A 22,613-nucleotide genomic window follows, 5' to 3' on the forward strand; every position below is an offset into this window, starting at 1 on the left:
GAAGAAAGGATGTTTCTGACATCACGATATTGCAGTTTGCATATAATAAAGGCCACTTCTAAGAGTGGCCTTTATGCTTTTACAGCAACGCCAAATCATATCAGCAATGCAAAAAGTCCCTTTACGGTAATTTCCGGTCTGGGTGTGTGCTGATGTTCAGTGAAAGTGGCGGATTGAGGGCAGATTAAAACAGCCCCGAAGGGCTTTTTTAGGGCTAAATCTCGCCCGATGAATCTGTATTACTCAGTGCCCGGATCGATAAAGGCAGATGGTAGTTCGGTTGGCTGGTGAAAAACGCCTGAAGGGCTACGCGTTTCTTCCGGTCTATCGAAATCTCTTCCATGGTTTTGCGGAAGATACTGTAACGGCCACAGGAAGTGCAGGTCACAGTAACAATTTTCGCCGACATATTTACCGACGTCTTATTCGTGTTTTGACACAACGGACACTCGTCTTGAGCGTTTACAACTGTAGAACTCATAAAACCTCCGGTTTTACTTAGAGCGGCCAGTAGTCTAGCACAAAAAGGCGCCAGTTACTTAATGATAAATAATTTATCAGTGGATTTCAGCCGGGACTACGTGTAGAGAGGCCTCAACTTCCTGAACGCACGAGGAAACCCTTAGTGTGCTCTTCGAACATCCTTTTCTAATGCCCCTCATCAGATACACTTGAGCTATCCCTGGTCACAATGGATTTCATCCAAATATGATTCCTGCTTTGTATAAACGTATTGATGGCAAAAACTACCGGCACATTTATATCGTGGGGGATCTGCACGGTTGTAAGTTTTTACTTGACGAGCAACTGAATAAAATGATTTTCAACCCCAGCCTCGATCTGTTGCTGTCGGTTGGCGATCTCGCCGATCGCGGGCCCGACAGCGTCGGTTGCCTGCAACTCATCCATCAGCCCTGGTTTAGCTGCGTGAGAGGCAACCATGAGCAAATGGCGATTGATGCGGTGAACGAGCAGAATATTCCGCGATGGCTGCGTAACGGTGGTGACTGGTTTTATGCGCTGGAAAGCGAAGATCAGGAACAGGCGAAAGCACTGATTCTGGAGGCTGACAGTTTACCGCATGTTATTGAGCTGACGACCCGCGAAGGAAAACGCATCGTGGTGGCGCACGCTGACTACGTTTCGGATGAGTATGTATTTGGAAGGCTCCTGGACAGTTATGAAATCATCTGGAATCGTGATCGAATCAATCACGCGCAGGCCGGACGTTATCAGCCTGTCGCCGGTGCCGATGCTTTTTATTTCGGCCATACGCCGGTTGAAAAAGTGATGCAATTTGCCAATCAGCACTACATTGATACCGGCGCGGTATTCGGCGGTTATCTGACCATACTTCAGTTGCAATAATATCAGACAGGGTGAGGGTTTGCGGTGGATTGCTGGCAAAGGTATAGTGACCGGCTGCGAACCGGAAAGCTGAGATAACATCATGGAAACTAAGCGTGAAGACAGGATCCAGCGTCTTTTGCTGGCGCTAAAAAAGACTGACAAAATCCACCTGAAAGAAGCGTCTTTGCTGCTCGATGTTTCCGAGATGACGATTCGGCGTGATCTGAATGCAGAGCCTGCGCCAGTGATCCTGCTCGGCGGTTATATTGTGATGGATCCTAAGAACAACCCGGCGACGCACTATTTCGTCAGTGAACAAAAAATGAAGCAGGTCGCTGAAAAACGCCGACTGGCCAAATGTGCCGCCAGCCTGATCCTCGATAATGACACCGTCTTTTTCGATTGCGGCACTACCATGCCGTATGTGATTGAAAGTATCCCCGAATCCAGGATTTTCACTGCAATCTGCTATTCGCTTAACACTTTTCTGGCACTTCAGGAGAAACCGCACTGCGATGTCATTTTATGCGGCGGCGCGTTTAAATCCAGCAACAGTATATTCACGCCGATCGGTCGAAGCTGTGAAATCGATTTTATCCGCCCGGCAAAAGCGTTTATTTCCGCCGCGGGTGTCAGCATTGAACATGGAGTAACGTGCTTTAATTTCGATGAATTGCTGATGAAGCATCAGGCGATGGAGCGCTCTGCGCAATGTATTCTGGTGGCCGACAGCAGTAAGTTTGATCAGGTGCGACCGGCGGCAATCGCACCTTTAGCCCGTTTTAACACCCTGGTCAGCGATGCCAAACCGCCACAGGCTTACCTTGATTTTTGCCAGCAGGCTGACATTACACTCAGCGTCTGACCCCTTCAGCGGATAGCCGGGATCTTCTCGACCGACTGATAAAACACCATTTCCCAGATGCCGGTTTTTGAGCCATCACTCAGATAGTGCTCAAAGCAGGCTTTTCCATCCGGCCGATAATGATTACTGGCCAGCAGCTGGCTGTAAAACTCCCGCCAGGCTTGTTCAAAATTTCCGTCTGTTATGGTGGTGTGATACGCCGCATAGGTGCCACCTGGCAGGGTTTGCAGCGCCAGCCCGTCCGCATCATCGAGAATGAAATTATCCGCGACGCAAACCGAAGGATCCGCGCGCAGCGCTTCAGCGGGTGTGGTATCCGGGTTATCATGAAACCACGTCAGCCATTCGTTATGTGGCTGATGGTGTCGTGCGACCCACTTCGTCAGCTGCTGAAATCCGCTGTGGATTGACTCCTTATATGGCCCGACAACCCGGTAGCTCACCAGTTTTTTTGCCGGTCTTTCGACGATTAATAGTGCCACGATGATCTCCTTTTATCTGACATGAATTGAGATAGTTCCATGATGATAATACTAACGGTACAGATGCCAGCTATAACAGTTCCCCGTTTTGCAGCGGGTAACTGCTCTACGCGCTATAACAGTTGTCATGATAAAATAATGTAATCAGATTGCATTATAGTCGTCACTGCAGCGAGGTTATGGGATGGACGTGATCAAAAATGTATTAAATAGTGAAATTGATCGGATCAACCGTCAGGAAGGCCGTGATGGCAGGGTTCGCATCAACGTTGAGTTCTTCGTGAATCATCCGTGGCTGTGTCTGGCGATGCTGGTCGGGTATATTGCGGTTGGCGTCGTGATGTATGTATCGCCATACATGGGCATTGGCTGGTTTATCGGTTTCACCGCCTTTTTGGTCTTTATGTCAGCGATGCTGTTGCTAGAAATCAAACCGGTATATCGCTATGAAGACATCGGTGTGCTGGATTTACGTGTCTGCTATAACGGCGAATGGTATTTCAGCCGTGAATTATCCGCAGAGGCCGTACAGCAGATTCTCAGTGCCGAAAGCGTAAGTAGTTGGGTGAAAAACCGCATCGAATCGATTGTACGTAACAAAGGTTTTGTCGATTTTTACGATGTTTACGATCTGGCCCGCCTTGAACACCAGCAACCGGCCTCGATGACTGCTGTACAGTTAGCGCACTAATTCCCCCTTCAACATGGCTTTCGTCCATGACGTCACCCTGCATGCTCTGATAAAATAGCGGCTGGACATACATTACGTGAATGAGTTGTTCATCTGACGAACGAATCACGAGGTATGTTGAGCCGTTACAGGAGCCGCTGTGGAACGAATCAAACTGACTATTCATCATCTGCACAAAATCGTTTCTGATGAAAAACAGGATGCACATGCCGTCGCCCGCATTTATGCTGGTGAAGAGCTGCTGCTGACCGAGACGATGAGCGGGCAGGCCATCCATTTTGATCGCTACATTCACGCCGATAATGACACCGGTGAACCTTTACGGGTGGAATGGGATTGTGACGGAAGTGCAAAGATGTCAGTTTCCCGCGCAGAAGTGTGTCCGTGCTGTGGTGGGGACGCACTTCACGGGTAAGAAAATGCAGAGAGTAAACGCAGAGCAGAGGTGAATGATGAAGTTTATCAACAACGAAGTTGAATACCGTAAATGGATAATGGATGAAATTTTCCAGGCGAGCGCGGTAGGCGAAACCTCTGAGTTTGCCGATCAGGAAGTGGATGATTTTATTTTCGATGCCAGGCCGGTAGCGTATCCGTGCGTGGCGGTGATGATCCAGACGCCGGGAGAGCCGGGCGTTTGCGAACCGCGTTTCGTGTATAAAGAACAGATTTTCGACTGGGCGCACAAGATGGGCTTTGGCTTCGACAGCTAATTGTCGTAGCAAGAATCAACGCCAGCCCTGAGTGTCGCTCAGGGCTTTCTCAGGAAGCTTTTACACATTTTTCCTGTCGATTTTCTCTTCACCCCAGAAAAGATGGTCTTCCTTGGTTTTTGCGAAGGCGATAGGCAGCACTTCATCATTGCCTTCTTCCCAAATTTTCTGAGCCAGCGTTTCATCATTTTTGGCCAGCTCAAAAATGGCTTCGGCGATTTCGTGAGAGGTTTCACGCGTGTTGGCCCAGGCTTTGATATTTGACGTCGTCATCCGGTTCTCCTCGTAGGATCTCAAGAAATAAGTTCGTAAAAAATGTCGTCATGACACCTTCATATTCACTATAACTATGGTTTCCATAAGCGGTTTATGCAAATCCTGCGGCTTTTCGTCCCATTTCCAGGGGCAGGAAAAGCGTTATCAGGGCACAAAAAAGGCGTCAGATATACGCCTGTCTCGTTTATACTAGAGCCAGTTTCGAACAATTAAGGTGATGAGAATGAGCGACGATATTTTTGATTTTGACATTGATGCTGCATTGGTGTCCGCAGAAGAAAAAGCGGCTGAAAAAGCAGCAGCAGTGCCTGAAGCCGTTCAGGACGAAAGTGACTGTGAAGGCTGCAAAATCTGATTTTGCCCCAAAGTACAGTAAATAAAGAAACCGCTTCGGCGGTTTTTTTGTGTCTGACGTTTGTGGGAAATAACGATTTTTTGTCTGAATCTCCTTTGCTGACATAGCGTTGCAACGCATTACGTAAAACCGGTTTCTGACGCAAATGTAAGGATAGCGAAAGGACATTTTTTTTGGGATAAATTCCTATAGAACAGGAAGATAGCTGGCGGTAATTTGTCATCACCTGATAAGCAGGTCGTGAGGTTTCCAATGAAAAAACTGATTCTGATTCTCGCCGTTATGCTTTCCACTGTGCCCGCGCTGGCTCAGGCAAACGTCGAGCTGGGCGTAAATATGCCGGGCCTTTCACTGCACATTGGTGACCGCGATCCCCGTGGATATTATTGGGATGGAGGCGACTGGCGTCCGCCGGGTTGGTGGGATGAACATTACCGTGATGAAGGTCGGGGACACTGGGTCTATTACGAGCCCGAGCCACCGCCGCCACCGCGTCACTGGCATCATGAACACTGGCACGAAGGACCCCCGCCGGGGTACTGGCGTGATGGCCCTCCGGGGCACTGGCGGGAAGGGCCCCCTCCGGGACGCTGGTAATAAAAGCGCAGTAAGTTAGCTCAAGAGAATCATCAAAATTTTGGGAACAGGGTTGGCAGTGGTGATGCGAAAGTATCCCCAATGTCAGTTCTGTTCCTTTTGCGTTTTGTACTTTCGCTCCTGATGGTTACTGCTGTAATTAATTATTATAATGAATATGGATACATAATTTATTCATTATTATTATGAATAAAGGGGTTACCTTTAAATAAAAAATGAATAAACCCAGAAAATAAGGTTTTGAGAGAAATTGCTATTTGCTAACTTCAATTTATATGTTAATTTTCTGTTATGTGAAATTAGCAATGGATGGCTCGAACGCAACGCGTGCCTGATCTCATATTAAGTATTTAAGGAAGCTTTTTTATCAGGTGCGTTAGACATTATTTACTGTGAGTTAATCCTATGCACTTGATTAAAAACGATTTTGAATACCGTTCCTGGATGCTTGATGCCTATTTCCGTCAGGATAATATTTTTGGTGACACACTTCTGACCGATGAGGAAATGGATGATTTTCTTTTCGAATCGCGTCCGCAGGAATACCCTTGTCTTGGTATGGTGACTCCGTCTAAAACCAATCCTCTGGACAGTGATATTGCTTTTTTTTACCGTAATAATATCAATGACTGGGCAACATCTATGGGGCTTATTAACAGTAAATAGCCTTATTCTTCAGGTATTAAAAAAGCGCTGGCAAGGCGCTTTTTTTTTTTAGATCCGCTGAATTAATTTCCGCGAACTTCAACTAACACCGGGCAGGGCGCATGGGCGATCACTTCTGCGCTGACTGAACCTTTCATCATACGTCCAAAGGCCGAGAGCTGACGGTGACCGATGACGATGACCGATGCTTTTATCTTTTCAGCCTCGGCCACCAGCGCTTCGCCAGCAGCACCGACGATCAGGTTTCCTTTAGCGCGGATACCCGCTTCATTCAGCGTTTTCAGCGCATTGCCTACCACTGCGCGGGCGGTGTTTTGCTCTTCCTCCGCCGGTGGATACTCCACGATTTCGCCAGGCACATCGCCGTTCTCTTCCAGCGCATAAGATTCATCGATGCAGCAGGTGACATACACCGTTGACGCATGGCCATTCGCCAACTGCCGGGCAAGATCGACGACGAAAGGGGACTGCTTTGAGCCATCTACGGCCAGCAAAATAACATCAAACACGTGCACTCCTGGGTTAATTGTTCTGACCGAGCTTACCGATTTCGCCAATCAGCGCATTTTTACACTCGAGCAGCGCGTCACGGATTAGGGCTTCTTTGGCTTCCCGGCGCGAGGTGGGGAAAAGCACTGAAACGGAGTAGCGACCCAGAATGGTATCGATCGCAACGGCCAGCGTCGACACGCCGTCCACGGTCTCACCGTTCTCCATGGAGATGCCGCTTTCGCGGACGTCGGCAATTTTGTTTAACAGGGAATCGACCGTACGCACCGTCTGTTCGGTGGCGGGTTCAAGCACCTCGCCGACAATAATGCGGATCTCGTCATCGGTTTTAAGCGATAGCAGTGCGCGGCCACCGGAGGTACTGTAAATCGGCAGATTCAGGCCGACTCTCGGTACTACGCGTAACTCACGTTCCGCCACGATGCTGTGAATATTGGCTATCTGGCGGCCACTGGCGCGTCCGAGAGAGACGGTTTCGTCAGTGGATTCGCACAGCTGGCGAAGGAATGGGGAGGCGATGGCTATCACATCGGTATGTACCGTGGACACCAGTTTCAGCAGCGTCGGACCAAGCCGGACACCCCCACTGCCTTCGGATCGCACCAGACCTTCTTCGGCAAGTGCGGCCACGATCCTCTGCACGGTGGAGCGCGGCAGGTCGACATCATGGGCGATCGCCCCGAGGCTCATCCCGTGAGGATGTTTCCCCAGCGCATTAAGAATGGATGCGGCACGCGAAATCACCTGGATCCCACCGCTGCGTTCTTCATCTCCTGCAATGTCCTGCGCCATCACTTCTCCTTTGTCACCAACGGGTGATCCTTACCGAAATCTATGCTGCCAATGTAATAGCTGGACGGTCTAAAAACAATTTTTAATCACATTGCAATACAGTGCACCGTATTATAGTATTTGCGCTTGTACCACAATGTGGTGCAATGCATCGAAATAAAAGTGATATCGATCGCCACATTGCGATTTCTACCCGCACACCTGCCTTTCCACTATCGCCGCACCTATAAGCGACGAAGTTAACGAGCGACAAGATGAATCATTCAGTCACAACGGCACCTGCCGCGAACGGTGCTGCAATGCCCGTTCCGCCGCCTTTTAATCTGCGGCTGATTATTGGGCTGATCGGCGTATTGATCGCCTCACTGTGCTCCGGCCTGAACGATCGGGTAACGGATATCGCATTGGCCGATGTGCGCGGTGCGCTAAGTATCAGCAGTGACGAGGGATCCTGGTTGATCGGTGTCTATCAGGCGGCGGAAGTGGCGGCGATGATGATTGCACCGTGGTTTGCAATGACGTTTTCACTGCGCCGTTTCACTCTTTTCGTCACCTTCGGATTTTTACTTCTGGCTGCGATCCTCCCTTTCGCGCCCAATTTGCCGGTGTTCATCGCGTTGCGTACTGTTCAGGGCATCTTCGGCGGTGCTTTGCCACCTTTGCTGATGACCGCCGCGCTGCGCTTTATGCCGCCGCATTACAAATTGTATGGCCTGAGTGCCTACGCCCTGACGGCCACCTTCGGCCCGAATATGGCGACGTCGCTGGCAGCCCTCTGGACAGATTACGCAGGCTGGCAGTGGGTGTTCTGGCAGGTTATCCCGCCTTGTTTACTGGCGGTCATGATGGTCGGCTACGGCATTCCGCAGGATCCGTTGCGCTTTGAGCGTTTTAAGCAGATGGATAAAGTCGGGATGCTGACCGGATGCAGCGGTATTTCTCTGCTGGTGCTGTCCCTGCAACAAGGGGAGCGTCTGGACTGGTTTAACTCTCCGCTGATCACGATGATGTTTTTTGCTGCGCTGGCGTTGCTGACAATTTTTCTGGTCAACGAATGGCATCATCCTTTGCCGTTATTCAAATTACAGATGCTCAGGCGCCACAATCTGGCTCACGGTTTAATCACGCTGTTTGCGCTGATGTTCCTTTTCTTATCCGGCTCTGCTTTACCGTCGAGCTATATGGAGCAGGTCGGCGGATTCCGTGCGGTTCAGGTGGGGCCGCTGGCGCTGACCATTGGCCTGCCGCAACTCCTGCTGGCCCCTATGGTGGCCTTTGTACTAACCATGCGCTGGATCGACAGTCGCTGGGTGCTGGCCTGCGGGCTGGGGCTGATCGGTTTTTCCTGCTACTGGGGAACGCACCTCACAAGCGCCTGGGCACGGGACAATTTTTACCTGATTCAGATTTTGCAGGCGTTGGGTCAGCCGATGGCCGTGTTACCGATCCTGATGAGTGCGACCAGCGTAGTGCAGCCGCCGGAAGGGCCTTTTGCCTCGGCGATGTTTAATACCACGCGCGGTCTGGGCAGCGTGATGGGCAGCGCCATGCTGGGCGTTTTCGTCAGTCACCGCGAGCAGTTCCATTCCAATGTATTACTCAATCACGCAGGCAGTGTGAGCTATCTGTTGTCACAGCCGTACGGGGGCGGCAGCAGTTTTCTCGCGCCGCTTAACAGTGATGGCTCGCCGATTTCGACGGAAGTGATCACCCAGTTTTCCAGGCTGGTAAAAAAACAGGCACTGGTGCTTGGGCTGGCGGATACCTATCTGGTGATTATCGGTCTGGCGCTGGTACTGATCTTACTGGCCGCAATTTTGCCCAAACGCACGTATCCGCCGCAGTCACTGGTTAACCGCAACTGAAGCACGCTCCACCCAAACAAATGCACGCCACAATAAAAAAGAATGAGAGAAAAGAACCATGATAAAAACATCGCCCGTCCGCCTGAGCTGGCTGATTGCCGCCGTAGTGGTGATATTGCTGATTGTTATCGCTTTCTGGATTTTGGCCGGAGGCACTAAGCCAGAAACGGATGATGCCTTTGTGTCCGCCGATTCCACGCTGGTGGCACCGCGCATTTCCGGCACGATTGCCGAGGTGTATGTGCGCGACAATCAGCCGGTTAAAGCCGGGGAGGTAATGGCGCGTATCGATGACCGGGATTATCGTAACGCAGTTCTGACGGCCGAAGCGAATCTGGAAACGGCCAATGCGCAAATGCTGAGCCTCACCGCGCAGCTGGCGAAACAGCAGCAAACCATTTTGCAGGCTCAGGCGCAGGTGAATGCCGACAGCGCTGGTATTTCGTATGCGCGTCAGAGCGCTGACCGCTACAAGCGTTTACTGCAAAACGGTTCGGGCACCGCCGATGCGCGCGATGAATCGGATGCGAATCTGCGGGCCAAACTGGCTACGCAGCAAAGCGATATGGCGGCAGCACAGGCCGCTGAAAAACAGGTCGACGTGCTGAAAGCGGGGCAGGCCGAAGCGAAAGCTGCTATTGATTCAGCGGCGACCGCGCTGGCGCAGGCTAAATTAAATCTCTCCTACACGGAAATCACGGCGCCCGTCGACGGTATTGTCGGGCAACGTTCGCTGCGCATCGGCGGTTATGTTAGCGCCGGCACGCGCGTTTTGGCGGTCGTTCCGCTGCACGATGCCTACATTGTGGCGAATTATCTTGAAACACAGTTAGGCGATGTGAAGCCCGATCAGGCCGTAGAGATCAAAGTCGATGCGCTTCCGGGTGTGGTGCTCAAAGGGAAGGTGGACAGTATTTCTCCCGCAACCGGCGTGACGTTTTCCCCGATCTCTGCGGACAATGCGACGGGCAATTACACTAAAGTGGTGCAACGTCTGGCAGTAAAAATCGTGCTTGACCCTCATCAGACCGATACGAATCGTCTTAAAGTGGGCATGTCTGTGATCCCTACTATCAATACCGCATCGCGATAAATCAGGTTTTCAGTCACTTAAACCGATACAAAAAAGGCGACCATGCTTCATTGCATGGTCGCCTTTTTACGTACTGCGCAGTTAAGGGGCGGTTAAGACGCCTGATTTTGCGGCGGGGTAGGGCCGGACGGATTCTTTTTGGTCAACTGCTGCGGTTTGCCTGAGAACAGGAAGCGCAGGAGCGGAATACGTTTATGCACTTCATAAAGGATGAAGGCGATACCGAATACGAATACCAGACCCAGCCAGAAGCCCATCCAGTCGCTGTGAATTTTTGGCGTGATGAACGCACCGTAAATCAGCGTTAATGGGTGATGAATCAAATAGATGAACAGGGATGAGTTCACCAGATAAGTGATCCACGGAGCCTGGAAGTTCAGCATGTAATGGCTAAAGGAGAACACCACGTTAACCATCAGAATGCCTAACAGCGTCGTAATGATGGCATCAATCTCCATCGAGTAAAGCTGCGGAGTATTCACGTGCTGATTGAACATGTAGGCAGCGAACAGGAAGATGCTGACCACACCCGCAGTGGCAGAAGGCTTGATAAACAGCTCTTTCAACCAGGCGAATTTATACGCAAAGGCGCCAATGATGAAAAAGGGCAGATAAAACAACGTCTGCATCACGATGAAATTAAACGCCCCGTTAGAAAGTAAATCCGGTGCGAAAAGATACAACGCTCTGTTAAATGCGGCATAAATTAAACCGATAAACAAAAAGAGTATTGAGAGTTTTCCTAAACTATTTGTTCGGTTTTTAATTAATTGAATGCGATTAGTCTTAATTTCTTTTATAAATTTAAAGAGATAAAAACAAATGCTGGTGAGAATAACCAACGTCAATAAGAACCATAAATGAGAGACTAATTCCCAGACGGTGATGTTAATTTTCTGATAGAGGCCCATCGTGCTCCAATCAGAAAACTTGCTGGTGTATTTCATCAGGAAATAAAGCTGTGGCAGCGTGATTAGCGGAAACGCCGCGGCCAGCGGGATGGCAACCCGCTCCAAACGCACCTTCAGCCACTGATGCGATTCATAGCGCTCGTACAGCATATAGGAGAAATAGCCTGATATGACGAAGAACACCTGCATACGGAAGGCGTGGATGACATCATTGAAGATAGTCAGGCCGTGTGAGGGTATGGCACTGTTTACTGCCCAGATATGACTGGAGTAAATCAATGATATATGGAATGGAATACCCAGCAGCATCAAATATGCGCGTATGGAGTCCAAAAAGAACTCACGTTGTGGTTTTTGTGGTTTCATTAGGTTCCCGTTGTATGCAGCTCATCCTAATTTTAGATCGTAATTTGTCTTTAGGGTTATTCATTCAGGTAACCAGAAATGGACGTTGCTGACAATAGTATAACTCCGAAGATAAAACGGGCCTTGTTATAGGACAAGTTTCCATAGCCTGTGTTTCAACGAATTGATATCCTTGTACCCTGTTGCGCTTAAACGGTTCATCAATGGATGAACCATCGACTGCTCAGGTTGTCGGAAACCTGACACTTCCCTTAAAATTGCTACAGCGAATGTGTTAAGCGCGCTTAAAGGAGACAAGGTGTCGGATAAAAATTTTTCCATAGGGTCACGTATGATCAAAGTCCGTTTGCTAAGTGCCGCAGTGTTGATGGCCATGTTCACCTCATCTGCCTGGGCTTTTTCTATTGACGATGTTGCAAAACAAGCGAAAGCATTAGCCGACAAAGGCTACGAAGCGCCAAAAAGCAATTTACCGTCCCAGTTCCGCGACCTCAAATTCGCAGACTACCAACAAATTCAATTCAATCATGACAAAGCGTACTGGAAAGACCAGAACACGCCTTTCAAGCTTGAGTTCTACCACCAGGGGATGTACTTCGACACTCCGGTGAAAATCAATGAAGTGACGGCCAACGCTGTCAAAGAAATCAAATACAGCCCGGATTACTTCAACTTTGGCAACGTCAAACATGACGCTGACTCTGTGAAGAACCTCGGCTTTGCCGGTTTCAAAGTGCTTTATCCAATCAATAAAGCAGACAAAAATGATGAAATTATGAGTGTGCTGGGTGCCAGCTACTTCCGTGTCATCGGTAAAGGCCAGGTTTATGGTTTGTCTGCACGTGGTTTGGCTATCGACACCGCGCTGGCTTCCGGCGAAGAATTCCCGCGCTTTCGCGAATTCTGGATTGAACGTCCTAATCCGGATGAAAAACACTTAGTCATTTACGCATTGCTGGATTCTCCGCGTGCGACCGGCGCTTACCGTCTGGATGTATATCCGGGTAAAGAAGCCACTGTCGACGTGCAGTCTCAGGTCTATCTGCGTGACAAAGTGGGCAAACTTGGCGTTGCACCTTTGACCAGTATGTTCCTGTTCGGCGCGAACCAGCCTTCTCCGGTGATGAACTATCGCCCGGCGCTGCATGATTCCAATGGTCTGTCTATCCACGCAGGTAACGGTGAATGGATCTGGCGTCCGCTGAACAATCCAAAACATCTGGCCGTTAGCCAGTTCTCCATGGAAAACCCGAAAGGGTTCGGTCTGCTGCAACGCGGCCGCAGTTTCTCCAACTTTGAAGATTTGGACGATCGTTATGATCTGCGTCCAAGCGGTTGGGTAGAGACCAAAGGCGACTGGGGTAAAGGGAAAGTTGAGCTGGTCGAAATTCCGACCGCCGATGAAACCAATGACAACATCGTGGCCTTCTGGACGCCGGATCAGTTACCTGATGCAGGTAAACCGCTGTCTATGAACTATCGTCTGCACTTCTCTATTGAAGAAGACAAATTGCATTCATCGGATCTGGCATGGGTTGAACGTACCATGCGCTCAACCGGTGATGTGAAGCAGTCAAATCTGATCCGTGAGCCAGACGGCAGCGTTGCCTTCCTGGTTGATTTTGTCGGTCCAAATCTGAAAGCCCTGAAAAGCGACACCCCGGTGGCGTCTCAGGTCAGCGTGGGCGACAACGGCGATCTGGTTGAAAACACTGTCCGCTATAATCCGGTAACTAAAGGCTGGCGTCTGACGCTGCGCCTGAAAGTGAAAGATCCGAAGAAAGCGATCGAAATGCGCGCTTCTCTGGCCAATGGCGATAAAACACTGAGTGAAACCTGGAGCTATCAGCTGCCTGCAAATGAATAAGTCAACGCACTCTACTCATGAATATGTAGAAGCTTTGCCGCTTCCTGAAGAACAGAAAGCGGCACTCCTTCAGCAGCTCCCGGCTGCTGAAGGTGAAGCTTTTGCCACCGTGCATCGGCGCTTACGCGCTGATGACATGGCTTCAGCGGCTGCTGCCGCAGCGGACACCGATGCACCTCTGGCCTCGGTGAAAGCGCGCGTCGGTGCTGGCTGGCCTTACGCACTGGAGAAGGGCTCGCTGGATGAGGTGGATAACGAAGGCCGCACCATCGCGAGCGCTATGCCTCCGGTTAAACGTTCCAGCATGTTCCCTGATGTCTGGCGCACCAACCCGGTAGGGCGTTTTTGGGACAACCTGATGGGGCGCAGTGCGGCCTCACGTCATCGTGCCTCAGAAATGCCGGAGTCCGAAAAACGCTGGCGTCATGCAGGTTCCGTCCGCCGTTATATCTTGCTGGCTCTGATGCTGGTGCAAACGGCGATCGCGACCTGGTACATGAAAACCATCCTGCCTTATCAGGGCTGGGCGCTGATTGACCCCGCAGATATGCTGAATCAGGACTGGCTACAGTCGGTGCTGCAACTTCTGCCGTATGTGTTGCAGACGGGGATCCTGGTGCTGTTTGCCATCCTCTTCTGTTGGGTGTCGGCCGGTTTCTGGACCGCACTGATGGGCTTTTTACAATTGCTCATCGGTCGCGATAAATACAGCATCACGGCTTCGACCAAAGGCGATGAGCCGCTGAACCCGAATAACCGCACTGCGCTGATCATGCCGATTTGTAATGAAGACGTGGAGCGCGTTTTCGCGGGTCTTCGTGCAACGTATGAATCTGTAAAAGCAACGGGTGATTTGGATCAGTTCGATATCTATGTCCTGAGCGACAGTTATGACCCGGATATCTGCGTAGCCGAACAGAAAGCCTGGATGGAAGTCTGCCGCGACGTTGATGGTCATGGTCGTATCTTCTACCGCCGCCGCCGCCGCCGTGTGAAACGTAAAAGCGGTAACATTGATGACTGGTGTCGTCGTTGGGGCGGAGAATATGCCTACATGGTTATTCTCGATGCCGACAGCGTCATGAGTGGCGAATGTCTGACCGGTCTGGCGCGTCTGATGGATGCCAACCCGAACGCCGGTATTATCCAGTCTTCGCCGAAAGCGTCAGGCATGGATACGCTGTATGCGCGTTGTCAGCAATTCGCCACCCGCGTCTACGGGCCACTGTTTACCGCCGGTCTGCACTTCTGGCAGTTGGGCGAATCCCACTACTGGGGTCATAACGCTATCATCCGCGTGAAACCGTTCATCGAGCACTGTGCGCTTGCACCGTTGCCGGGTGAAGGTTCGTTTGCCGGTTCCATCATGTCGCATGACTTCGTGGAAGCAGCTCTGATGCGCCGTGCGGGCTGGGGCGTGTGGATTGCCTATGATCTGCCGGGCAGTTATGAGGAATTACCGCCGAACCTGCTGGATGAGCTGAAACGCGACCGCCGCTGGTGTCACGGTAACCTGATGAACTTCCGCCTGTTCCTGGTGAAAGGGATGCACCCGGTTCACCGTGCGGTATTCCTGACCGGCGTGATGTCTTATCTGTCCGCTCCGCTGTGGTTTACGTTCCTGGCCCTGTCTACTGCTTTACAGGTAGTGCATACGCTGATGGAACCGCAGTACTTCCTGCAACCGCGCCAGTTGTTCCCGGTGTGGCCGCAGTGGCGTCCTGAGCTGGCCATCGCGCTGTTTTCGACCACCATGGTGCTGCTGTTCCTGCCAAAACTGCTGAGTATCGTCCTGATTTGGGCGAAAGGTGCGAAGCAATTTGGCGGCGGTCTGCGTCTGCTGCTTTCCATGTTGCTGGAAATGCTTTTCTCGGTCCTGCTGGCACCTGTGCGTATGTTGTTCCACACCGTATTCGTGGTCAGCGCGTTCCTGGGCTGGGAAGTGGTCTGGAATTCACCGCAGCGTGATGATGATGATACGCCGTGGGGCGAAGCCTTTAAGCGTCACGGTTCTCAGCTGTTGCTGGGTGCTGTCTGGGCCGCCGGTATGGCGTGGCTGGACTTACGCTTCCTGTGGTGGCTGGCGCCTATCGTCTTTTCTCTTATCCTCTCGCCAATCGTGTCGGTGTTGTCAAGCCGTGCAACGCTGGGGATTAAGAGTAAGAGAGCCAAGCTGTTCCTGATCCCGGAAGAGTACGATCCTCCGCGTGAACTGGTGGCGACTGATGAATATCTCAAACTGAACCGTGAACGTAAGTTGCAAAACGGCTTCATGCATGCGGTATTTGATCCGACATTCAATGCGCTGGCGACAGCTATGGCGACTTCGCGTCACCTGATGCGTGATGCGGTTGAAAATGGCCGTCGTGCTCACCTTGAGCAGGCGTTGAAAACCGGGCCGAAAGATTTAGGTAAGGCCGATCGCCTGATCCTTCTGAGCGATCCGGTACTGATGGCGCGCTTACACTCTGCGGTCTGGACGCAACCGGATCAGCAGGCGTGGAGTGAGCATTACAGTAAATTGCCGCGTAACGTTGAGGCTTTCCCTGAAACCCAGACGCTGGAAGTTACACCCGCCTGAGTTGATGTGAAGAGTCAGTAAAGCTAACGGGCAGTATGTGAAAAACATACTGCCCGTTTTTTATGGCAGGAAGTTCAGTGACTCTTTAGGTGCCAGCGTATAAAATTTTACTTTACCTTAACATCGTGGCGCATGGCATACGTGATACGCTGACAGCGCTATTTAGCGCTCCACAGAGTGCTTCCATTGATTCGAATCGACAGGTTGTGTGAGTGATTAATCGGGTAATTTTTCGCGGATGTGTACTGGCATTACTGGCTGGAACGCTGACGGGCTGCGGCAGTATCATCAGCCGGACAGTACCGGGGCAGGGGCATGGCAATCAGTATTATCCCGGCGTGCAATGGGATCTGCGGGATAGCCCGTGGCGTTTTGTTACCGTCATCGACGTACCGCTTTCGATGATCGTCGACACTTTCATGCTGCCGGTTGACGCCCGCCACGGACCTTACGATTAGACGTTAGTCGATATCACGTCCCGGATAATCGTCCTCATCATCCCACTCTTCAGCAGCAGCAGCGCCTTCCTCGGTGTCGGTCTGCGGCTCATGCTGGAATTCTCCTTCATCCCATTCGTACAGCGTCGCTTCTTCCAGCCACTCTTCTTCGAGCTCGATGACGTCATAGTCCTCATCAAAAATGGCCTGAGCGGCAGCACCGCTGCGGAAGGTTAACGCATCAATCGATTCCCCTTCGCCGTTAAGAAACTCCGCCTGCCACATGATGTCGCCATCCTGCATGATGTATTTCTGCAAATTGAACTGATCGGGAAGCGGCTCTTCATCGCCCTGGATCCTATCCTGTGCGGCTTCGAGAAATTCTTCGCGGGCGGCATCAATAGCTTCTTCAAGCGTTACGTACATGCTCATTGTTGTCTCCTGAGTTGAAATGGGGTAACGGGTAAACAGTTATGGTGTAAATAGCGTTATGAATGAACAGGTAACAACCATCCGCCAGTGAAAACGCTGATTCAATGATTGTTGTCGATAAATCACAGAGTGCAAGTTTTCAGATGAAAAACAGTCTGGCATTCTTCTGCTATTCTGAATTTCCTGGTCATAAACGCTGATGTGAGGGAGTGAATTTACGATGATTTCACGAAATGCAGTGCTGCGGGTGGCGCGCCCGACTGACAATCTTGGGCAAATAGCCCAAATGTATTGTCACGGTTTAGGATTCGAGGTGATTGGCCGCTTCAGCGATCATCAGGGATTTGACGGCGTTCTGGTAGGACATCCGCATCATCATTACCATCTGGAATTTACGCATCATCACGCTTCAACCGCAGGCCGTGCGCCGACACAGGACAACCTGTTGGTCTTTTATATTTCCGAGTCCGACCAATGGAATGCGCAATGTGAAGCGATGCGCCTGGCCGGGTTTACAGAGGTGGCGTCGTTTAACCCCTACTGGGACGAGAACGGCAAAACGTTTGAGGATGTGGATAGATATCGTGTAGTTTTTGCTTCTCGTGACTGGACGGTTTAGACACAAATGTTAGTACTTTCCCTGCTTTGCAAAGGCTCTGAAGGGAGAGGGTAAAGTTTTAGCAAACCGTCTGCGCGGCGTGAAGTTGGGGATTACAGTGACCATGAAACTTTCAGCAATAAGGTTACTGTTATGAAGATTCTTTCCCGCGCGTTATTTCTGCCGCTGTGCAGCCTCGGCGTGTTATTCAGTGTTGCCAGTACAGCAGCTGAAAATGCACATCCTCAGCCACTGCAGGGCTTGCCGCCATTCCACGGAGAAGGCATGCCGCCGCCATTGATGATGGGATTCTGTCATCCGGGGCAGTTGTTCTGTGCCAGCGTGGCCAGTGATAATCCGACTCAGACTATCCAGAACCTGACATCGGTGCTGCCAGCAACCACGGCCGGTAAGCATTACGAGGTCCGATTGGCGGTCGTTGAAGTTCCTGATGGTCTGCCACCCCGCCCGGAAATGGCGAAGTAAGCGGCTTTCTGTCCCGGCGGCCATGTTTAATCGACCATCGCCTGACGCGGCCGATGTTGCAGACACCACCAGGAGTAGACGGCGTTAAACAGCACCACCAGCGCCGTGACGCAAAATACTGTACGAAACCCGTAACTGGCCGAGACTGCTGCACCCAGCAGCGGGCCGGTGACGTTTCCGACATCACGGAATGACTGGTTGTAGCTGAACACGCGTCCTGCGACCTGATTAGTGCAGTTGTATATCAGCAGGGTCTGTACCGCCGGAAGCAGCGCACCGTCGGTGGCACCGAGCAGGAAGCGCAGAATCCCCAACTGCAACGGCGTTTGCACAAATGCCATCGGGATGAGCAGCAGCACTGATATCCCCATCATTGCCACCAGAATGCGCTCCGGTCCGATTCTGTCCCCCAGTTTACCCAAGCGTGGCGCACTCATTAAAGCCGCCACGCCCGGCACTGATGCAATCATGCCGCTGATAAACGCCAGATTCTGCGTGTTACCCGCCAGCTCCCGCACGTAAAGTGTGAGGATGGGCGCAATCGAGCCGGTCGCCACCTGAATAATCATCGTGGTGACGAACAGGCAAAGGACCAGTTTCGGGTTTTTAAGCGAAGCAAACACCTGCTTACGGTTAAGCATGTCTTTTTTATTCACCGGGACGAACTGTTCGCGGATGCAGTACAGCGTCATCACAAAGCACAGGAACAGCACCGCAGCAGTGATGAAGAAGACCGGACGCAGCCCGTAGCTGTCCGCCAGTAAACCGCCGACCAGCGGCCCGAGGAGTGCGCCACTGACGCCACCGGTTGAAAGCGTGCCCAGTGCCCAGCCACTTTTGTTGCGGGGAATTTGAGTGGCAATCAGCGCGTTGGCGTTGGGCACGAAGCCGCCGAGTAAGCCGAGCAGGGCGCGGAGAACGAGGAATTGCCAGATGTTTTGCGCGAATCCCATCAACACCATGACGATCGACATACCGAGTGCAGAGCGCAGCAACATGATTTTGCGTCCCTTGCGATCGGCAAGCCCACCCCAGAAGGGGGATGCGATGGCGGAAAACAGGAAGGTGATACTGAAGACCAGCCCTGACCACATGTTCAGGGACTCATGGCCGGTTACGCCGAGAGTTTCTACGTACAGCGGCAGGAAAGGCATAATCAGGCTGAAAGCGGCACCGGTAAGAAAGCAGCCGATCCAGGCAACAAACAGATTACGTTTCCAGTTAATGGGTTCTGGTGCTATTTCAGGTTCAGGATCCGGGGTCATAAATTACCGAAAGATAAAGGTCGATTCGCTCTGTCATAGCAGACAGAAACAAGGCAGAGCACAAGTAACAATCAGTCAGATGGATAATTATGCGCCTAATTATCATCCACTTCAATGATGTTAATGAACTGTAACAAGAGGACTAAAATACAGGTATTAAAAAAAACGGGGATGAAGGAGATCAATATCAGTGCGGATAGATCACAAGAAAACGGCCAGCAAGGAGGCTGGCCGCGACAGACGCAGAAAGATAAAAACCACCGTAGAAATTAACGTAGCGCCGGATTTTTCATCACAGAATAACGGCCGCTGCCGAGGAACATAATCACCAGGCCGCCGAAGAAATACAGCGCTTCGCCTTCCAGACCCCAGGCTCCCACGTCAGTGACGGTGAAGAATTTACCCGCGACCACCAGGAAGACGGCAACAAGAATATTGAATGCCATCACCAGCGCCGCAGGGCGGGTGAAGATCCCCAAAATGATCAGAACGGGGGCAATCACTTCGCCGATATAGGCACCGTAGGCAATGAAACCCGGCAAGCCATCAGCCTGTAACATTTTAGCGATCCAGCCGACACCGTTCTCAATTTTTGCCACGCCATGGAACAGGATAAGAATACCGAAAGTGAGACGTAACAAAAGCTTACCGAAATCAGGATGGTCGGTGGCGCGGGTAAAAGCAGTGTTCAGTTTAGCCAGCATAATACGTTCCTTTCGAATGAGACTCAGATGTCACGCGGCCCCAAAAAGGGTGGGGTAATCACGTGGGGAAATTATGCTGAGAGTATTGGCCTAAAAGAGAAGAGATAAAATCTGATAACTTTGAAGAAGTCTGTCAAAAAAACTGTTTAAGCAAATCAAAAACAGAGAAACAAACGCCGGTTCAGTGAATGAGAACCGGCAAGCTGTTTAATCTTTTAGTTTTTTATACAGTGAAGACTCGCCCTGCGGACGCGTTTTGAAGCGGCGATGCAGCCACATATATTGTTCCGGAGCCTGACGGATTTCGTTTTCCACCACTTTGTTCATGTAGGTGGCAGCTACAACTTCATCATCCAGTGGGAAGTCAGCGACCTGAGGATGAATGATCATCTCATAGCCTTTGCCACCTTCCAGACGTCGTGGGGTGAACGGAATGATCGCCGGTTTGCCCATACGCGCCAGCAGATAAGTGCCGGTGGTGGTGGCAGCCTTGTCAACGGCAAAAAACGGCACAAAGACGCTGGCACGCGGACCGTAGTCATGGTCCGGCGCGTACCAGATGATGTCGCCTTGCTTGAGGCTGCGGATCATCCCTTTAAGGTCTTTGCGATCCAGCATGCCTTTGTTTGAGCGCATACGGCCTTTGGTCTGGATCCAGTCCATCAGTTTATTGTCGTGCGGACGATAAACGCCCACGCCCGGATTGTGGATGCCGAAAATGCGCGCACCCAGTTCGAGCGTCAGGAAGTGAACGCCGATCAATAACACGCCCTGCTGGTTGTCGCGGGCGCGCTGAATGTGCTCAAGCCCGCTGACGCGAAACCAGCGCTCTATGCGCCAGTCAGGCCAGAACCACGCCATGCCGGTTTCAAACAACCCCATGCCAACGGATTCAAAGTTTTTCACCACCATATCTGCCCGCTGTTCAGGGTGCATATCGGGGAAACAGAGTTCGAGATTACGTTGCGCGATTTTGTAGCGTTGTTTCAGAAAGCGCATGGAGAAACGCCCGAGCCCGGTGCCGAGACGATAGATAACCGGATAAGGTAATAAGACCAGCGCGTACAATAAACCCAGACCCATCCAGGTGAGCCAGTAACGTGGGTGCAGTAACGAACGGTTAAATGTTGGTACCTGAGTCATAGAATCTCTGCGTCATTATATTGATGTAGAAAATATATAAGCTCTGTCTAGTGCAGCAGCCCGCTACATAAAAACGGTCACTCCCCATATGGAGTGCGTGTTATGCGTTAATTTCTTGTAGCAAAGTGACATATTGTGGCACTTTTTTTGTATGAGGTGAAAGTTGTCGGCACTAATACCTCATTTTTTGGTATTCACTGCCTGAATGGAAAGCAATGTGCTCTTTTTATGAACGGCGGCCTATAAAAGGCTACAGAGTGGACTTTTCTCTTTCCGACTGAATATCAGCAGAGAACCGGTTTTTGTCAAATAAACGGGCAGCCAAATGGGCTGCCCGAGGGTAAATTTACAAACAGAGATTACTTTGGCAGGAATAAACCTTTTACGCTGTGCGGCTCGCTGCGCCAGTATTGTTTCGGTGCGGTCACTTTGGCGCCAAGTTTGGCGGCGGCGTGCCACGGCCAGCGCGGGTTGTACAGAATCCCGCGCGCCAGGGCTATCATATCCGCCTGACCGGTGCCGATAATCGCTTCAGCCTGTTCAGGCTCGGTAATCAGGCCAACGGCGATCACCGGCATTTTCACGTAACGCTTAATGCCATCGGCGAAAGGTACCTGATAGTTCGGGCCGACGGCGATCTTTTGCTCTGTGCTCAGGCCTCCGCTGGAGACGTGAATGTAGCTGCAACCCAGCGCATCCAGCGCTTTGGCCAGTTCGATGGATTGCTCCAGATCCCAGCCGCCCTCCACCCAGTCGGTCGCGGAAATACGCACGCCCACCGGTTTTTCTGCCGGGAAGGCCGCGCGGATTTCTTCGAAGATTTCCAGCAGCAGGCGCATACGGTTCTCCAGCGAACCGCCGTACTGATCGGTACGCTGGTTGGAGAGCGGCGAGAGGAACTGGTGTAGCAGATAACCATGCGCACCGTGTAATTCCAGCAGATCAAATCCAAGACGATCGGCGCGGAATACGCTGTCAACATAAGCTTTTTTCAGGTCTGCGATGCGTTCAAGCGTCATCGCCTCGGGGGTTTCGGTACCTTCTGCAAATGCCAGCTCAGACGGCGCGACAGTTTGCCAGCCACCGGCGGACTGAGGGATTTGCGCGCCACCATTCCATGGCGCTGCGCACGACGCTTTACGGCCTGCATGGCCGAGTTGCAGGCCGAGTGCCATGTCGCTGTTTTCACGCAGGCCATCAACCAGACCTTTCAGCGCGGTCTCGGTCTCATCATCCCATAGCCCTAAATCCTCGGCAGAAATGCGCCCGACGGATTCCACCGCGGTGGCTTCCAGAATCAGCAAACCTGCCCCCGAGAAGGATAACTGGCCGAGATGAGCGTGATGCCAGGACGTGGCTTTGCCGTTATCTGAGGAGTACTGGCACATTGGGGCGATCACAATGCGGTTTGGCAATGTCAGCTGACCCAGCGAAATCGGTTCAAAAAGCTTGCTCATGTTTCCTGCTCCTGCGAAGGGTTGAATCGTGAATAAATCCCGAAAAATGGATAACAACTAAGCATAGATTATCGTAAATATCCTGGGTGCAAGGAGCAGCAGGTGTTTTTC

Annotated in this window: 26 protein-coding genes; 15 read left to right on the forward strand and 11 right to left on the reverse strand. The window is 51.4% G+C overall.

Annotation, left to right across the window (positions count from 1 at the left end):
- Positions 1 to 214: 214 nt before the first annotated feature.
- Entirely contained in the window at positions 215 to 481 is a 267-nt protein-coding gene (locus tag I2123_RS09245) for a hypothetical protein (RefSeq protein ID WP_112167230.1), read from the reverse strand.
- A gap of 227 nt (positions 482 to 708) precedes the next feature.
- Here I2123_RS09245 and I2123_RS09250 point away from each other — a divergent pair, with 227 nt between their 5' ends.
- Together I2123_RS09250 and deoR are read left to right on the forward strand one after the other, a co-directional pair.
- Positions 709 to 1,368 carry a metallophosphoesterase gene (locus I2123_RS09250; protein WP_213052267.1) on the forward strand — a complete coding sequence of 220 codons (660 nt, stop codon included), beginning with the start codon at positions 709 to 711 and terminating at the stop codon, positions 1,366 to 1,368.
- Positions 1,369 to 1,450: 82 nt separating this feature from the next.
- Complete coding sequence (deoR, locus tag I2123_RS09255) at positions 1,451 to 2,215, forward strand: DNA-binding transcriptional repressor DeoR (RefSeq protein WP_112167235.1); 765 nt, start codon at positions 1,451 to 1,453, stop codon at positions 2,213 to 2,215.
- 5 nt (positions 2,216 to 2,220) lie between these two features.
- Here the strand turns inward: deoR and I2123_RS09260 are convergent, their stop codons facing one another.
- A complete protein-coding gene (locus I2123_RS09260; protein ID WP_213052268.1) occupies positions 2,221 to 2,697 on the reverse strand; it encodes a GyrI-like domain-containing protein in 477 nt (158 codons plus the stop codon).
- Positions 2,698 to 2,881: 184 nt separating this feature from the next.
- Here I2123_RS09260 and I2123_RS09265 point away from each other — a divergent pair, with 184 nt between their 5' ends.
- From I2123_RS09265 to I2123_RS09275, 3 genes are all read left to right on the forward strand, one after another.
- A complete protein-coding gene (locus tag I2123_RS09265; protein ID WP_213052269.1) occupies positions 2,882 to 3,388 on the forward strand; it encodes a YlaC family protein in 507 nt (168 codons plus the stop codon).
- Between the two features lie 139 nt (positions 3,389 to 3,527).
- A complete protein-coding gene (locus I2123_RS09270) occupies positions 3,528 to 3,803 on the forward strand; it encodes a hypothetical protein (RefSeq protein WP_112167241.1) in 276 nt (91 codons plus the stop codon).
- A 34-nt stretch (positions 3,804 to 3,837) separates the two neighbouring features.
- A complete protein-coding gene (locus I2123_RS09275) occupies positions 3,838 to 4,101 on the forward strand; it encodes a hypothetical protein (protein ID WP_244207707.1) in 264 nt (87 codons plus the stop codon).
- 60 nt (positions 4,102 to 4,161) lie between these two features.
- On the opposite strand, the gene I2123_RS09280 is transcribed toward I2123_RS09275, so the two are convergent.
- Positions 4,162 to 4,374 (reverse strand): YccJ family protein, encoded by a 213-nt coding sequence (locus I2123_RS09280; RefSeq protein ID WP_056778653.1) that lies wholly within the window; start codon positions 4,372 to 4,374, stop codon positions 4,162 to 4,164.
- Positions 4,375 to 4,600: 226 nt separating this feature from the next.
- Here I2123_RS09280 and I2123_RS25655 point away from each other — a divergent pair, with 226 nt between their 5' ends.
- From I2123_RS25655 to I2123_RS09290, 3 genes are all read left to right on the forward strand, one after another.
- Positions 4,601 to 4,732 (forward strand): hypothetical protein, encoded by a 132-nt coding sequence (locus tag I2123_RS25655; RefSeq protein ID WP_256370271.1) that lies wholly within the window; start codon positions 4,601 to 4,603, stop codon positions 4,730 to 4,732.
- Positions 4,733 to 4,984: 252 nt separating this feature from the next.
- Positions 4,985 to 5,329 carry a DUF2502 domain-containing protein gene (locus tag I2123_RS09285; protein ID WP_112167245.1) on the forward strand — a complete coding sequence of 115 codons (345 nt, stop codon included), beginning with the start codon at positions 4,985 to 4,987 and terminating at the stop codon, positions 5,327 to 5,329.
- 405 nt (positions 5,330 to 5,734) lie between these two features.
- A complete protein-coding gene (locus tag I2123_RS09290; protein ID WP_112167247.1) occupies positions 5,735 to 5,995 on the forward strand; it encodes a hypothetical protein in 261 nt (86 codons plus the stop codon).
- A gap of 62 nt (positions 5,996 to 6,057) precedes the next feature.
- Here I2123_RS09290 and I2123_RS09295 read toward each other — a convergent pair whose 3' ends face one another.
- Both I2123_RS09295 and I2123_RS09300 read right to left on the reverse strand, forming a co-directional pair.
- Entirely contained in the window at positions 6,058 to 6,504 is a 447-nt protein-coding gene (locus tag I2123_RS09295; protein ID WP_213052270.1) for a universal stress protein, read from the reverse strand.
- A 13-nt stretch (positions 6,505 to 6,517) separates the two neighbouring features.
- The gene (locus I2123_RS09300) at positions 6,518 to 7,297 is read right to left on the reverse strand and encodes an IclR family transcriptional regulator (protein WP_213052271.1); all 780 of its coding nucleotides are present in this window, start codon (positions 7,295 to 7,297) and stop codon (positions 6,518 to 6,520) included.
- Between the two features lie 254 nt (positions 7,298 to 7,551).
- On the opposite strand from I2123_RS09300, the gene I2123_RS09305 reads away from it, so the two are divergent.
- Both I2123_RS09305 and I2123_RS09310 read left to right on the forward strand, forming a co-directional pair.
- Complete coding sequence (locus tag I2123_RS09305; RefSeq protein WP_213052272.1) at positions 7,552 to 9,162, forward strand: MFS transporter; 1,611 nt, start codon at positions 7,552 to 7,554, stop codon at positions 9,160 to 9,162.
- Positions 9,163 to 9,220: 58 nt separating this feature from the next.
- Entirely contained in the window at positions 9,221 to 10,255 is a 1,035-nt protein-coding gene (locus I2123_RS09310; protein WP_213052273.1) for an HlyD family secretion protein, read from the forward strand.
- 92 nt (positions 10,256 to 10,347) lie between these two features.
- On the opposite strand, the gene mdoC is transcribed toward I2123_RS09310, so the two are convergent.
- A complete protein-coding gene (mdoC, locus tag I2123_RS09315; RefSeq protein ID WP_112167257.1) occupies positions 10,348 to 11,532 on the reverse strand; it encodes a glucans biosynthesis protein MdoC in 1,185 nt (394 codons plus the stop codon).
- Between the two features lie 331 nt (positions 11,533 to 11,863).
- Here mdoC and I2123_RS09320 point away from each other — a divergent pair, with 331 nt between their 5' ends.
- The 3 genes from I2123_RS09320 (at position 11,864) to I2123_RS09330 (ending at position 16,438) form a co-directional block, all read left to right on the forward strand.
- Positions 11,864 to 13,399, forward strand: coding sequence for a glucan biosynthesis protein G (locus I2123_RS09320; RefSeq protein WP_213052274.1), 1,536 nt, complete (start codon positions 11,864 to 11,866; stop codon positions 13,397 to 13,399).
- Positions 13,392 to 15,980 (forward strand): glucans biosynthesis glucosyltransferase MdoH, encoded by a 2,589-nt coding sequence (gene mdoH / locus I2123_RS09325; protein WP_213052275.1) that lies wholly within the window; start codon positions 13,392 to 13,394, stop codon positions 15,978 to 15,980. Before I2123_RS09320 ends, mdoH begins: the two co-directional genes overlap by 8 nt.
- 212 nt (positions 15,981 to 16,192) lie before the next feature.
- Positions 16,193 to 16,438, forward strand: a complete 246-nt coding sequence (locus I2123_RS09330) for a YceK/YidQ family lipoprotein (RefSeq protein ID WP_112167261.1) — start codon at positions 16,193 to 16,195, stop codon at positions 16,436 to 16,438.
- A gap of 3 nt (positions 16,439 to 16,441) precedes the next feature.
- On the opposite strand, the gene I2123_RS09335 is transcribed toward I2123_RS09330, so the two are convergent.
- Complete coding sequence (locus I2123_RS09335; RefSeq protein ID WP_213052276.1) at positions 16,442 to 16,849, reverse strand: MysB family protein; 408 nt, start codon at positions 16,847 to 16,849, stop codon at positions 16,442 to 16,444.
- A 220-nt stretch (positions 16,850 to 17,069) separates the two neighbouring features.
- On the opposite strand from I2123_RS09335, the gene I2123_RS09340 reads away from it, so the two are divergent.
- Complete coding sequence (locus I2123_RS09340; RefSeq protein ID WP_213052277.1) at positions 17,070 to 17,468, forward strand: VOC family protein; 399 nt, start codon at positions 17,070 to 17,072, stop codon at positions 17,466 to 17,468.
- Between the two features lie 132 nt (positions 17,469 to 17,600).
- On the forward strand, positions 17,601 to 17,933 hold the full coding sequence (locus tag I2123_RS09345; RefSeq protein WP_213052278.1) for a hypothetical protein: 333 nt from the start codon (positions 17,601 to 17,603) through the stop codon (positions 17,931 to 17,933).
- A gap of 26 nt (positions 17,934 to 17,959) precedes the next feature.
- Here I2123_RS09345 and mdtG read toward each other — a convergent pair whose 3' ends face one another.
- The 4 genes from mdtG to I2123_RS09365 form a co-directional block, all read right to left on the reverse strand.
- The gene (gene mdtG, locus I2123_RS09350) at positions 17,960 to 19,198 is read right to left on the reverse strand and encodes a multidrug efflux MFS transporter MdtG (protein WP_112167270.1); all 1,239 of its coding nucleotides are present in this window, start codon (positions 19,196 to 19,198) and stop codon (positions 17,960 to 17,962) included.
- A gap of 269 nt (positions 19,199 to 19,467) precedes the next feature.
- A complete protein-coding gene (locus tag I2123_RS09355) occupies positions 19,468 to 19,902 on the reverse strand; it encodes a DoxX family protein (RefSeq protein ID WP_112167272.1) in 435 nt (144 codons plus the stop codon).
- Positions 19,903 to 20,109: 207 nt separating this feature from the next.
- Complete coding sequence (locus tag I2123_RS09360) at positions 20,110 to 21,045, reverse strand: Kdo(2)-lipid IV(A) acyltransferase (RefSeq protein WP_112167274.1); 936 nt, start codon at positions 21,043 to 21,045, stop codon at positions 20,110 to 20,112.
- A 359-nt stretch (positions 21,046 to 21,404) separates the two neighbouring features.
- Complete coding sequence (locus tag I2123_RS09365) at positions 21,405 to 22,502, reverse strand: NADH:flavin oxidoreductase/NADH oxidase (RefSeq protein WP_213052279.1); 1,098 nt, start codon at positions 22,500 to 22,502, stop codon at positions 21,405 to 21,407.
- Positions 22,503 to 22,613 lie beyond the last annotated feature (111 nt).

The sequence above is a fragment of the Rahnella inusitata genome, from assembly GCF_018288855.1.
Lineage (GTDB): Bacteria > Pseudomonadota > Gammaproteobacteria > Enterobacterales > Enterobacteriaceae > Rahnella > Rahnella inusitata.

Bases quoted from the DNA above. Each gene is read 5' to 3' on its own strand.
- I2123_RS09245 (WP_112167230.1), bottom strand. From the start codon at position 481: ATGAGTTCTACAGTTGTAAACGCTCAAGACGAGTGTCCGTTGTGTCAA.
- I2123_RS09250 (WP_213052267.1), top strand. From the start codon at position 709: ATGATTCCTGCTTTGTATAAACGTATTGATGGCAAAAACTACCGGCAC.
- deoR (WP_112167235.1), top strand. From the start codon at position 1,451: ATGGAAACTAAGCGTGAAGACAGGATCCAGCGTCTTTTGCTGGCGCTA.
- I2123_RS09265 (WP_213052269.1), top strand. From the start codon at position 2,882: ATGGACGTGATCAAAAATGTATTAAATAGTGAAATTGATCGGATCAAC.
- I2123_RS09275 (WP_244207707.1), top strand. From the start codon at position 3,838: ATGATGAAGTTTATCAACAACGAAGTTGAATACCGTAAATGGATAATG.
- I2123_RS09280 (WP_056778653.1), bottom strand. From the start codon at position 4,374: ATGACGACGTCAAATATCAAAGCCTGGGCCAACACGCGTGAAACCTCT.
- I2123_RS25655 (WP_256370271.1), top strand. From the start codon at position 4,601: ATGAGCGACGATATTTTTGATTTTGACATTGATGCTGCATTGGTGTCC.
- I2123_RS09285 (WP_112167245.1), top strand. From the start codon at position 4,985: ATGAAAAAACTGATTCTGATTCTCGCCGTTATGCTTTCCACTGTGCCC.
- I2123_RS09290 (WP_112167247.1), top strand. From the start codon at position 5,735: ATGCACTTGATTAAAAACGATTTTGAATACCGTTCCTGGATGCTTGAT.
- I2123_RS09300 (WP_213052271.1), bottom strand. From the start codon at position 7,297: ATGGCGCAGGACATTGCAGGAGATGAAGAACGCAGCGGTGGGATCCAG.
- I2123_RS09305 (WP_213052272.1), top strand. From the start codon at position 7,552: ATGAATCATTCAGTCACAACGGCACCTGCCGCGAACGGTGCTGCAATG.
- I2123_RS09310 (WP_213052273.1), top strand. From the start codon at position 9,221: ATGATAAAAACATCGCCCGTCCGCCTGAGCTGGCTGATTGCCGCCGTA.
- mdoC (WP_112167257.1), bottom strand. From the start codon at position 11,532: ATGAAACCACAAAAACCACAACGTGAGTTCTTTTTGGACTCCATACGC.
- I2123_RS09320 (WP_213052274.1), top strand. From the start codon at position 11,864: ATGATCAAAGTCCGTTTGCTAAGTGCCGCAGTGTTGATGGCCATGTTC.
- mdoH (WP_213052275.1), top strand. From the start codon at position 13,392: ATGAATAAGTCAACGCACTCTACTCATGAATATGTAGAAGCTTTGCCG.
- I2123_RS09335 (WP_213052276.1), bottom strand. From the start codon at position 16,849: ATGAGCATGTACGTAACGCTTGAAGAAGCTATTGATGCCGCCCGCGAA.
- I2123_RS09340 (WP_213052277.1), top strand. From the start codon at position 17,070: ATGATTTCACGAAATGCAGTGCTGCGGGTGGCGCGCCCGACTGACAAT.
- I2123_RS09345 (WP_213052278.1), top strand. From the start codon at position 17,601: ATGAAGATTCTTTCCCGCGCGTTATTTCTGCCGCTGTGCAGCCTCGGC.
- mdtG (WP_112167270.1), bottom strand. From the start codon at position 19,198: ATGACCCCGGATCCTGAACCTGAAATAGCACCAGAACCCATTAACTGG.
- I2123_RS09355 (WP_112167272.1), bottom strand. From the start codon at position 19,902: ATGCTGGCTAAACTGAACACTGCTTTTACCCGCGCCACCGACCATCCT.
- I2123_RS09360 (WP_112167274.1), bottom strand. From the start codon at position 21,045: ATGACTCAGGTACCAACATTTAACCGTTCGTTACTGCACCCACGTTAC.
- I2123_RS09365 (WP_213052279.1), bottom strand. From the start codon at position 22,502: ATGAGCAAGCTTTTTGAACCGATTTCGCTGGGTCAGCTGACATTGCCA.